The sequence below is a fragment of the Rhizobium lentis genome (assembly GCF_017352135.1).
GTDB lineage: Bacteria > Pseudomonadota > Alphaproteobacteria > Rhizobiales > Rhizobiaceae > Rhizobium > Rhizobium lentis.
In genome coordinates, this window is record NZ_CP071454.1 from 291501 (window position 1) to 303315 (window position 11815).

Here is an 11815-nt window from a genome sequence, read left to right on the forward strand (position 1 = left end):
TCACTGTGCTGAAAAATGGATAACTCAGGACTGTCTCTCGACAGAATGCGCACATTTGTTCGCGTTGCCGAGCGAGGCAACCTGTCTATGGTGGCAAGAGAACTCGGCGTTGGTCAATCCACGGTGACGCGGCATCTCAACGAACTCGAGGATGCAGTCGGTGTGCCTCTCCTCAACCGAACCACGCGTCGCGTGACGCTCACCGACGAAGGCAGTCGCTATTATGCGAACTGCCTTCAGGTATTGCGCCTGGTCGAGCAGGCTGCCGAGGAAGCCAGGAATGCACGTCGGGCGGCCGCAGGCGCTGTCAGGCTTTCGTGTACCGCAGCGCTTGGCGTGATGCACGTCACCCGCCTCATCTTCGAATTTCAGGACCGGCATCCTGATATCAGCGTCGATCTCAACTTGACCGACGAACGCATCGACCTGGTTCGCGAAGGCGTTGACCTGGCGCTCCGGCTTGGACCTCTCACTGACAGTTCCATGAAGCTTCATGCGCTCGGAAAAAGCCACCGGATGCTGGTCGGTGCTCCGGCCTATTTCTCCGCTCACGGGCGGCCGGAGCACCCGGACGATCTCTCGCGATACGAAACCGTCATAATGTCCAATGTGGCCGGGAGTGATCAGATCGCTCTCTCCTCCCGCCATGGCGGGAATTTTACGGTTCCAGTCAACGGGAAGCTGCGCGTCGATCACGGGCTTGCGGCGCGCGAAGCCTTGGCTGCAGGACGCGGCATGGGTCCCGCTCACCTTTGGCTAGTCCACGATCTCCTGGATAACGGTCGCCTCGAGGTCGTGCTCGAAGACTATCGCCCGTCGCCGGTTCCGCTGAGCCTGCTCATCGTACCAGAGCGCTCTGCCATCGCCCGCGTTCGCCTTCTCACCGACTTTCTTGTCGCCGAGATTCCCAAACTCCCGGGAATCCGGACATCGTGACTTAGAGCGGCTCAGCTTTCACGGAAGCGCCGCTCTAAGTGTTTGTTTTTATGTAATTCCCGACAAAACCGCTTCGCGCTTTTCCTGGAGCCCGAAAGATCGCTTGTCGCCGCGCCAACCCGTGGTGCGAAGATATTGCTTCCAGTCGAGCGTGTCGGGATTCAGGCGACGGCTCCACTCCAGATCATGCTCCTTTCCGAAATAGCCATACTGGACGGCATACTCGACCATCCCCAGCAGTTCTTGCACGAAAAGCTCGTTGGCGGCGAACTCCGGAAAATACTGCAGTAGGCCGCCCCTGGTGAAAGCATTTCGATATTCCGCCTTGAGGCCGGTTACCTCCCGGAAGGTTTCGACCATCTCGCGCGGAGAGATGACATCGCCGACGATCGGCAGCGTTCTCCCGTTGTAGCGCTCGGGGTTTGAGAAAATTTCGAGCACGGCCGGCCCGGTCGCCGTGAGCGGATCGACAAAAGGTGCTCGAAAATCCTCGGGAAGATAGATCGGCAGCAGCAGCGTGTCACCTTCCATGCGCGGCAGATAATATTCGAGAAGATTCGTGTAGAAGAATGCCAGGATGACGAAGGAATGAGAGATCGGCAGACCGCGAATGTGGTCCGCAACGCGCGCTTTGTCGGTGAAGTGCGGAGCAAACTTCGTCCCGCCGGAGATGGCGTCGACATTCTCGAGCGTGCTGAAGACAATATGTCCGACGCCTGCCTCGACCGCCGCATCCGCAAGTTGGCGGCCGATCGGAGCCTCTGTTGTCTCCGGCGGAATGATGGGCGGCGTCATCAGAAATGCCCCGTCCGCCCCTTCGAAGGCAGCAACGACATCCTTCTGGAAGCCAAGCTGGAGAGGGACGGTTACAATCTCGGCTCCAAGTTTCTCCAGATTTAAAGCCTCGGGTGAATCCTTTTTCCGGGTCAGGGCGCGTACGCGGAAACGTCCGCTGCGAAGGAGCGTTGATGCGACGCTACGACCCTGTTTGCTGGTGGCACCGGCAATTGCGATGAGTGGCTTATCGTTTGCAGACATAATGTGCCTTGACCTTTCCTGTCACAGACCGCCTGCTGCTTAGCCAGGCGGCATACTGAGGAGAGCATTCGGCGGACGCCGATAGCTTGGACCCGTGGAGGCAAGTTATCGGATCTAGCTTTCTTGCTGAAGGCATGCGCAATGCATATGATAATGCCGTTTTCTGGATAAATACGGATGTCACCTGATCACAGTCAGATCAACGGTGGTGGCTGCATTTCTCAGATCTTCTTCCGGAAGAGGACTACGCCAGGCTGCCATTGCCGGCCTTGCAACATGGGCACGATGCAGTCCGGCCCACCGCCCCGGCGTCACGCCATAGGCCTTCTTGAAATGCCGGATGAAATGCGCCTGATCGGCAAAGCCCGTGGCGGCGGCCACATCGGCAAAACTTTCGCCTTCGCCCATCCGCGCCTTTGCCTGCTGCAGCCGCCGCATCAGCATGTAGCGGTGCGGGCTGGTGGCAAAGGCCGTGCGGAAATGCCGTGACAGGGTGAAGCGATCGAGGCCGGTAATGCTCTCCAGCTCACTGGAGCGCACGGGCCGTAAGGCATGCGCCTCCAGATAATCGCGCGCCGCCCGCACCTGCCGCCATGCGACGGCACCCAAAGCCCGGCGGCGCACCTGCGAATGCCGCGACAGACCGCCCGCCACGCGGCTGACGAAATCGTCGACGAAAAGCTCGTCCAACTCCCGATCGAGTTCGCCGAGCGCGGCGAGCAGCACCTGCGCCAGCGCGCCATCGGCAATCACGGGCTGCTCGACGAAGGGAAGCCCGATCTTCTCCGCCTCCAGGCATTCCATCAGCAGCGACGGCTCCAGATAGAGCATGCGGTATTGCAGCCCGTCCTCGGTCCCTGCCCCGCCGTCATGCTCCTCGTCCGGATGCAGCACGATCACCTGTCCCGGCAGGCTGAAGCGCCGCTCGCCGCGATAGGTAAAGGTCTGCACGCCCTTCAGCGTGACGCCGAGCGCATAGGTATCATGCCGGTGCGGCTCGAAAACATTGCCCGAGAACTGCGCCTCGATGCGCTCGATACCCGGAAAGGACGGCGCAGTCAGGATTCCGCTGCCGGCGGACGCGGCCATTATGCCGCTGCGCCCCTGCGGCTCGCACAAACGTTCAAGACCCTCAAAGGCCTGCGGCGTTAGATCCTGGTTCAACGCGTTCGACACCCGATGAAAGAGACTGGAATGTTTGATACCAAAATTGCGATCGTCCTGCGAAACAATCTTGCCGGCTGGCAGAAGCTGAATGTCACAGCCTTCCTGTCGACAGGCATTGCCGGGCAATATCCTGAAATCATCGGCGAGCCATACAAGGATCGCGCCGGCAATCTCTATAACCCGCTATCCATCCAGCCGATCATCGTCCTGTCGGCCGACGAAGCGACGATTTCGACGATCCACCGCCGCGCGTTGGAGCGCGATGTCACTTCCTCCATCTTCATCGAGGAAATGTTTGCAACCGGCCACGATGCGGCCAACCGTGCCGTCTTTGCCGAATATGCCCCCGACGACGCGAAGGTCGTCGGCATCGCGCTACGCGCCGACAAGAAAATCGTCGACAAGATCACCAAGGGCGCGACGATGCAGCATTAAAGCCAGATCACGGGCCACGAAGCCTGCTCCCGATCATGCAGCCGAAAAGGGCAATCAATCACTCAACTGAGTTGAAATTCTTCGAAAGGCTTCGTCATCATTGCCGTGGCGACCATTCTGACGATAGTCACGCTCACTTTGCTGAATATCGATAATCTCGTTCTGGCCACCCTCAGCAATATCATCATTGCCGGCGTCGTCGGGGCGATCCTGAAAATGTCGCCGCGTCAGACTTCTATCGTGATCATCGGCGCTATCCCGGCGAGCGTGATCGCCGCCGCTCTCATCAGCTTCATCATCTAACTGCGGCCGGCAATCGAAGTGGTTGGCGGCCGGGCACATGACCCGGCCTCCCCTAGCAAGCTGCAAAGCCAGACTCAGCCCTGCGTGATCGGCGCGATCTGGATTTCGACGCGGCGGTTCTGGGCCCGGCCGGCTTCGCTCGCATTGGAGGCGACCGGCTGCGACGGGCCGAAGCCGACGGCCGAAACGCGGCGCTGGTCGATGCCCTGGCCGCCGAGATAATCGGCAACCGAAAGCGCGCGGCGCTGCGACAGGTCCTGGTTATGCTGCAGGCTGCCGGTCGAATCCGTATGGCCGTTGACGTCGATTAGCGTGCGGTTGAACTTGCGCAGCACGATCGCCACCGAATTCAGCGTCGGATAGAAGCCCGGCTTCACCGCGTCCTGGTCGACGTCGAAGGTGATGTTCGAAGGCATGTTGAGAATGATGTTGTCGCCCTGGCGAGTCACCGAAATCCCGGTGCCTTCGAGCTGGGCGCGAAGCTCGGCTTCCTGCTGGTCCATGTAATTGCCGATCGCGCCGCCGGCCAGAGCGCCGATACCGGCGCCGATCAGCGCCGCATTGCGCTTGCCGTGCCCGCCGCCGCCGACGGCAACGCCGACGAGGGCACCGCCGAGCGCGCCGAGCGCCGCGCCGCCCGCCGTATTGGAAACCTTCTGCTCACCAGTATAGGGATCGGTGGTCGTGCAGGCACTGAGATAGCTTGCCGCGACAGCCAGAAGTATGAATTTCTTGATCATGGACAGGATGGTCTCCGTTCAAAACTGATGCGAGCAAATGGCAAGGATTACGGCAAGAAAATGAAGATGTTCCCTTGATAGGGGAATTTCAGGCGCCGAAACAGCAGCCATGTTGCAGCGATGCGCTGATATCACCAGTTTTTAGTGGGGAGCGCCTAATTCTCCTCCCTCATTCCTGTGACAGCACAGGAATGAGGGAACCGGGACGCCATACGATCGAATAGACAACGCAGCGCCGCCCAGAGCGCTCAAACACATTTAGAAATTCTGGAACAACTGCCTGACCGTGTCGTAGGTCGCATTGGCGATATTCAGCGATTGCAGGCCGAGCTGCTGCTGCGTCTGCAGCGCCCTGAGTTTGCTCGACTCCTCCTCCATATTGGCATCGACGAGCCGGCCGATACCGGCGGTAATGTTGTCGTGCAGCTTGGTGGCGAAATCGTTCTGCAGCTCGATACGTTTTTCCAGGGCGCCGAAGGCCGAACCGACCGTCGTCAGCTGCGTCAGCGCGGCATCGACTACGCTGATCATTTGGCCGATCTGGCCTTTCGTCGTGCTTGATGATAGCGAAATCACCACTTGGCCGGTCGTGGTGCCGTTCTTGCTGGTCATCAGCACGTAATTCTGCGAGGTCCCGAGCTCGGTGGCAAAATAGGCCGAGGTCAGCACGCCATATTCGCCCGAGCCGGTGGCCCGGTCGTCGATCAGGTAACGCGCATCCTTGGAGGTCGTGGCCCCCACAGGCGTGTTGTCGATATGGTAGCTCAGCATGCCCACAGACACCGTGCCGTCGGCATTGCGGATGAAGGAGGCCGGGATCTGCCGCGGCTGCGTCGGCGTCGCATCGTTGGTGAGGATCACCCAGTTGTCGCTGTTGAAGGTCGCCGATTCCGAAACGCTGCGCAGTTGCTCCTGCAACTGCTTGAGTTCTTCGTTGATCTTGTTCTTGTCGACCCCGTCCTCGGTGGCGGCAACAAGCTTGGCCTTGATCTCGGAGACGACGTCGATGACGTTCTGCACACCGGTATAGGCCGTGCCCATCGTGGCAGCCGCCATGCCGAGCGCATCCTGAATTGCCGCCACCGCCTTGTTATCGGTCCGAGCGGTGGTGGCGATCGACCAGTAAACGGCGTTGTCGGCCGCTTTGGCGACACGCATGCCCGTCGTGATGTGGTTCTGCGTCACCGTCATATTGCGATTGATATCACGCAGCACATAGAGCGCCGCATCAACGGAGACGCGCTGATAAAGACTCACGGAACGAAACTCCAAAAACACAACAGAACGCAACTGAACAGGATTGAACCTTCCGCGCAGACATTCATGTCCGGGGTCGCTGGATCTCCAGCGCATTGCAGCCTTCAAGAAACAGAGAAGACCAGTCGTTTCCTGGGCACGATCATTGCCGCTTATACTTAACAAACGGCTAATCTTCAGACGAAATTTATCTTATTCCGCAAGGCTTCATACACCATAAGAAAAGCCGCCGGATGCCGATCCGGCGGCGCGTTCATTTCGGATGGAAGGCTTATTCTGCGGCCTGCAGCTGCGCCTCGTCGGGTGCCGGACGCGGCCGTGTCGCGACCGCCATCTCCTCGTGCAGGCGTGCTTCCTCATGGGCGTGCGGCTTGGCGAAGCGGGCAAGCAGCAGATAGGCGACCGGTGTGATAAACAGCGTCACCAGCGTTGCGAAGCCGAGGCCGCCGACGATCACCCAGCCGAGCGCCACGCGTGCTTCCGCGCCCGCGCCATGGGCGAAGACCAGCGGCACGCCGCCGAGGATGGTGGCGATCATTGTCATCATCACAGGGCGAAGGCGCAGCGCGCAGGCCTTCTCGATCGAGGAACGCACGTTCTCGCCCCTGTCGCGCAGCTGATTGGCGAATTCGACGATCAGGATGCCGTTCTTGGCCATGACACCGACCAGCAGCACCAAGCCGATCTGGCTGTAGATGTTGAGGCTGGAGCCGGTGATGATCAAAGCGAAGACGGCGCAGGCAAGGCCGAGCGGCACGGTCGACATGATGATCAGCGAGGACAGCACGCTTTCGAACTGGGCGGCCAGCACCAGGAAGATGATGACGATGGCGAAGCCGAAGGTCAACGCCATGCCGTTCGAGTTCTCCTCCAGCGTCGCGGCTTCGGCAAGCGGCAGCAGGCGTGCGCCGGGCGGCAGCAACGGCTCGGCGAGCTCAGTCACCTGTTTTACGGCATCGCCGAGCGACATGCCGTTCCTGAGGCCGGCGGTGATCGCGACCGAGGCCAGCTGCTGCTCGCGGTTCAACTGCGGCGCAACCGAACCTTCCTTCATCGTGGCGATGACCGACATCGGCACGATCTTGCCGTCACCGGTCTTCAGAAAGACGTTTTCGAGATCTGTGGGATCGTCGATCGGCCGCGTCGTCGAGGTCAGCAGCACGGGATAGGATTCGCCGTCGACGAAGACGTCGACCACCGAGCGCCCTTCCAGCAGCGATTGAATCGCCGTCGAAAGCCCGGTGATGTCGATGCCGAGATCGGAGGCGCGCTCGCGGTCGATCGCCACCGATACCTGCGCCTGGCTGGGCTCGTTGGTCAGGCGCGGCGTATCATATTGGCCGGTGGCGTCGAGCGCCTGCACCAGCTTGGCGGCGGCCGCCGTCAGGGCCTCGTGATCGTTACCAACCAGCGCCATCTGCACGCCGCTGCCGGCCCCGCGGATGCGCAGACTGTTGGAGGAGATGGCGTTGCCGCGCAGCGCCGGCACCTTGGCCGCCGCCTGGTTGATGTCGCCGACGATCTCGGCCTGCGTCCGGTGCCGCTCGCCCCAGGGCGCGAGCGTCAACACCATGAAGCCGCTGTTCAGTGACCCGCCCTGCCCGGAGATCGAGAAGACGTTGCGGATCTCGCCGCTGTCGACCAGCGGCTGAAGATATTCCTCGACGAGCTGCATCTTGTCGCGGGTATATTCGAGGCTTGATCCCTGAGGCGTCGTCAGCCGCATCATCACCAGCGATCGGTCTTCCTCGGGCGTCAGCTCGCTCTTCACGCTCGAGAAGCCGATCAATGCCGCGCCGGCGAAGACGATCGAGAACAGGATGACGACGAACGGTGCGTTGAGGCAGCCATGCAGCGCCCACTTGTATAGGCTGGCAAAGGCCTCGCCGACCCGGCCGAGCGCGCCATGATCCTCGATCATCGGCTTCGTCAGCATGCGCGAGGCGAGCATCGGGCACAATGTCAGCGCCACGATCGACGAGAGCCCGACGGAGAAGGCGAGCACGAAACCAAATTCGCGGAAGAGGCCGCCGACCTGTCCCGGCAGGAAGGAGAGCGGAATGAAAACCGCTGCGAGCGTCGCCGTCGTGGCGATGACGGCGAAGAACACCTCTCGCGTGCCGAGCACAGCGGCGGCGCGCGGCCCCATGCCCTCGGCGCGCCGGCGCACGATGTTTTCGAGCACCACGATGGCGTCGTCGACGACAAGACCGGTCGCCAGCACGATCGCCAGCAGCGTCAGGATGTTGATCGAGAAACCGACCATGTAGATGGCAGCCAGCGTGCCGATCAATGCCACCGGCATGCTGACGGCAGGGATCAGCGTCGCCCGCCAGTCGCGCAGGAAGAGATAGATGACGGCGGTGACGATGACGGCGGCGAGCACCAGCGCCAGCACCACCTCGTGGATCGCCCCCTGAATGAAGACGGCGTCATCGCTGGTGATGGCGATCGCCGTTCCCTCCGGCAGGGTCTTCGACAGCTGCTCGACGGCGGCCTTGATGCCGGTCGAGATATTCAGCGTGTTCGACTGCGCCTGGCGGATGATGCCGAGGCCGATGCCCGGCTTGCCGTTGGAGCGCAGCGCCGTATCCCCGTCGCGGGGCCCGAGCGTCACTGTCGCAACGTCGCCGAGCCGGACGCGGTCCTGCAGCATGACATTGGAAAAATCCGCAGGCGTCTGCAGGTTTGCAGTGGCGCGCACGACGATATCCTGCGTCGTGCTCTTCAGCGAGCCGGCCGGCACGTCGAGCGCGGCATTGTCGAGCGCCTTCGTCAGGTCGCCGATAGTGAGCCCGCGGCTCGCAAGCGCGCCCTGGTCGACATCGACGCGGAAGACCTTCTCCTGGTCGCCATATTCCTCGACATCGGCCACGCCGTCGACGGAGGCGAGGCGATCGATCACCTCGTTCTCGACGAGCTGCGTCAGGTCGTCCATGTTGAGCTTGGTGGAGGTGACGGCGAGGCGCATGATCGCCGAGGAATCTGAGTCCGCCTTGACGATCTGCGGCGCGTCGGCCTCGTCGGGCAGGTTCTGGGTGATGCGGCCGATCGCATCGCGCACGTCGTTGGCGGCGACAGCGAGATCGATCGCATCGGAGAATTCGAGCGTCACCCGGCTCTGGCCGAAGGAAGAGGTCGAGGAGATTGATTTCAGCCCGCTGACGCGGGCGACCGCGCCCTCGATCACCTTGGTCAGTTCCTGGTCGATCGTCTGCGGCGAAGCGCCGTCGAAGGTGGTACGCACGGTGACGACGGGACGGTCGACATCAGGCAGTTCGCGGACCTCGACTCCGACATAGGCTGCAAGGCCGGCGACGACCATCAGCGTGTTGAACACCAGCGCCAGGATCGGCCGGCGAACGAAAAGCGCGGTGAAACCCTGCTTGCCCGACGCCCGGTCTTGCGGCAATTCGGTCACGTTCATTGGGCCGCGACCTCCTCGCTGGAGGCCACATCGGCGGAGACGCGCACCGCCCCGCCCTCACGCACGCGCTGCAGGCCCTGCGTCACGATCTTGTCGCCGTCCTTGAGGTCGCCGTTGACCAGAATGAAGTCGGGATTGCGCTGCACGACGCTTACCCGCACCTTGTGCGACTTGTCGTCGGTCACCTGCCAGACGAACGATCCTTGCGAATCCCACTGCAGGGACTGCGGATCGACCGCCGGATATTTGTCGCCGGGAAATTTCATGCTGACATTGAAGGACATGCCCGCACGCAGTTCATCCGACGAATTGTCGATCCGGGCGCGCAGGCGCAGCGTGCGGCTTGCCGCATCAATGCGGTTGTCTACGGCCTCGATCGCGCCCGAAAACACCTGCCCCGGCCGTGCGACCGACATGGCCTCGACCGGCTGGCCGACCTTAACCGTATTGGCAAAGCGCTCCGGCACCCAGAAGTCGACGAGGATTTCCGAACGGTCGTCCAGCGTAACGATCGGCGTTGACGTCGTGACATTGTCGCCGATATTGACCGGCACGATGCCGACGATGCCGTCGATCGGGGCAATGATGTTGCGCCGGGCGAGATTGAGCTCGGCGGCCTGCAATTGCAGCCGTGCGCCCTGCTCGGCGATCTCGGAATCGAAGACGTCCATCCGCGACACGCTGGACTTGATGTTGTGATAGAGATTGGACTTCTCGACTGCGGCCCTCACCGCCACGTCTGCCTGGCCGCGGGCGATCACCTGCTCTTCGCTGTCGAGCTTGGCGAGCACCTGCCCGGCCTTCACCCTGTCGCCCGACTTGATGAGGATTTCCCGGATCGTTCCCATGGCCTGCGGTGTCACCGCGACCGAGCGGATCGCGTCTCCCGTGCCGATGGCGTTCAGCCGGTCGTTGACGACGCCCTGGACGACGGCTTCCGTCACGACAAGAATAGCGCTGTTGCGCCCACCGCCAATGCGGCGGTTCTGTCCTTGACCCTCCCCCTGACCGCGCCGTTGGCCTTGCGCCGCCGGAGCGCCGGCATCGGCCATCTCTTCGCCCTTCGGGGTGATCCTGGAAACGATGCCGTCCGGAATGCCTGCATCTCGCATCGTTTGGCCGGCGCCGGGCGCAAAGGAAACCCACGCAGCAAAGCCGGCAATGATGACGATGAGCGAAAGTACAAACTGCTTCCAAAAGGCCATTCACGTCTCCGGAGGGACTCGAGGTTAGACCAGGTCGGTCGAAAGAGGCGCTGCGGGATCGATATCCGGGGAGTATGGATCCGAGGATTTCAAGATCCCGACTGATGCGACAATATCGCGCGTTTGCAGCTTAGCGGCAAGCATAAGCACCCGGCATTACCGATTTGTAATATCAGCGAAGATTGGAAATAACCCGGCCGCTCACTTTTGCTTGAACGAACCTCGAAAACGTCTTGACGCCATCTTAATCGCAGCGAGAAATTCAGCAAACCCCGGTGCAGATAGATGTCTATCGGCGCATCGCCCACCGCAGGCCCATCGCCGCCGCCAGCCCCAATATCGGCCACACCGCCCAGAACCTGCCCTCCCAGGTGAAGAGGTTGATCCCGATAATGCCGAGCGCCACGATCGCAAGCGCGGCGATCTTGCGATCGAACCGGCTCTGGCCGCGATTCCAGGCAAGTGCTGCGATGACCGCGAGCGCAAGCACGGGAAAACGCGCCCAGAAAACGCCCTGCCATAACAGGAGATTGATGACGATCAGCACGGCGGCGATGACGCCGAGCACGGCAAACAGCCTTCGTCCGCCGGGTGCCGGTCCTGACCCGGCCATGACGGAGGCCGGCGGCGGGCGGGCGGCGGCGGTACGTTCGGCAGGGGGCACCTCGTCGCTTCCGTCGCCGATTCTCACCGCATAGCTCGGCACACCCTCTTCAACGTTCTTCACCATCAATGGCCCGAGAAACTCGAAACCGACCGCCACCTTGTTGCGCACCTGGTCGTAGACGGTGCTCGATATGACGATGCCGCCCGGTGCCGCCGACGTCTGCAACCGCGCGGCGATATTGACGCCGTCGCCATAGATGTCGTCGCCGTCGACGATCACGTCGCCGAGATTGATGCCGATGCGGAACAGCATGCGCCCGTCGGACGGGCGGCCGGCATTGAAGCCGGCAAGTTCGTTCTGGATATCGACGGCCGCGCGTACCGCCTCGACCACGCTCGGGAAATCGGCGATCAGCCCGTCGCCCCAGGTGTTGACGACACGGCCCCCATGGCTTGCGATCAAATGCGCCATCGCCTCCCGGCAGCGCTTCAGCGCCGCGAGAGTCCCCTCCTCGTCGGCGCCCATCAGCCGCGTATAATCCTGCACATCAGCACAGAAGATCGTCGTCAGCTTGCGCCGCGTTTCACTCATGGCCACTCGTCCCCACGTCACGCATCCGGCAAATACTGCAAGGCCGAATCTGGGTTGCGTAAAATCGGTAGGGCGATCGCAAAGCTGCGTGAATGCTCAGCTTCCCTCG

At 61.8% G+C, this 11815-nt stretch carries 10 protein-coding genes; 2 read left to right on the forward strand and 8 right to left on the reverse strand.

The window, feature by feature from the left end; all coding sequences use genetic code 11:
• Window positions 1-15 precede the first annotated feature (15 nt).
• Window positions 16-936 carry a LysR family transcriptional regulator gene (locus J0663_RS01535; RefSeq protein WP_207242731.1) on the forward strand — a complete coding sequence of 307 codons (921 nt, stop codon included), beginning with the start codon at window positions 16-18 and terminating at the stop codon, window positions 934-936.
• Window positions 937-984: 48 nt separating this feature from the next.
• Here the strand turns inward: J0663_RS01535 and J0663_RS01540 are convergent, their stop codons facing one another.
• Together J0663_RS01540 and J0663_RS01545 are read right to left on the reverse strand one after the other, a co-directional pair.
• Window positions 985-1974 carry an NmrA/HSCARG family protein gene (locus tag J0663_RS01540; RefSeq protein WP_207242732.1) on the reverse strand — a complete coding sequence of 330 codons (990 nt, stop codon included), beginning with the start codon at window positions 1972-1974 and terminating at the stop codon, window positions 985-987.
• A 180-nt stretch (window positions 1975-2154) separates the two neighbouring features.
• Complete coding sequence (locus J0663_RS01545) at window positions 2155-3138, reverse strand: AraC family transcriptional regulator (protein ID WP_246590352.1); 984 nt, start codon at window positions 3136-3138, stop codon at window positions 2155-2157.
• A 30-nt stretch (window positions 3139-3168) separates the two neighbouring features.
• Here J0663_RS01545 and J0663_RS01550 point away from each other — a divergent pair, with 30 nt between their 5' ends.
• Window positions 3169-3576: a DUF2000 family protein gene (locus J0663_RS01550; RefSeq protein ID WP_207242733.1), complete on the forward strand. Its 408-nt coding sequence runs from the start codon at window positions 3169-3171 to the stop codon at window positions 3574-3576.
• Between the two features lie 54 nt (window positions 3577-3630).
• On the opposite strand, the gene J0663_RS01555 is transcribed toward J0663_RS01550, so the two are convergent.
• From J0663_RS01555 to J0663_RS01580, 6 genes are all read right to left on the reverse strand, one after another.
• Window positions 3631-3918, reverse strand: a complete 288-nt coding sequence (locus J0663_RS01555) for a hypothetical protein (protein ID WP_207242734.1) — start codon at window positions 3916-3918, stop codon at window positions 3631-3633.
• 35 nt (window positions 3919-3953) lie between these two features.
• Complete coding sequence (locus J0663_RS01560; protein WP_064694663.1) at window positions 3954-4619, reverse strand: YiaD family glycine zipper/OmpA-like lipoprotein; 666 nt, start codon at window positions 4617-4619, stop codon at window positions 3954-3956.
• Window positions 4620-4877: 258 nt separating this feature from the next.
• Window positions 4878-5876: a flagellin N-terminal helical domain-containing protein gene (locus J0663_RS01565; protein WP_207242735.1), complete on the reverse strand. Its 999-nt coding sequence runs from the start codon at window positions 5874-5876 to the stop codon at window positions 4878-4880.
• Window positions 5877-6147: 271 nt separating this feature from the next.
• The gene (locus J0663_RS01570; protein WP_207242736.1) at window positions 6148-9303 is read right to left on the reverse strand and encodes an efflux RND transporter permease subunit; all 3156 of its coding nucleotides are present in this window, start codon (window positions 9301-9303) and stop codon (window positions 6148-6150) included.
• Window positions 9300-10508, reverse strand: a complete 1209-nt coding sequence (locus J0663_RS01575) for an efflux RND transporter periplasmic adaptor subunit (protein ID WP_207242737.1) — start codon at window positions 10506-10508, stop codon at window positions 9300-9302. The genes J0663_RS01570 and J0663_RS01575 overlap by 4 nt, the downstream gene beginning before the upstream one ends.
• Window positions 10509-10797: 289 nt before the next feature.
• Complete coding sequence (locus J0663_RS01580; protein WP_207242738.1) at window positions 10798-11706, reverse strand: adenylate/guanylate cyclase domain-containing protein; 909 nt, start codon at window positions 11704-11706, stop codon at window positions 10798-10800.
• Between the last annotated feature and the right edge of the window lie 109 nt (window positions 11707-11815).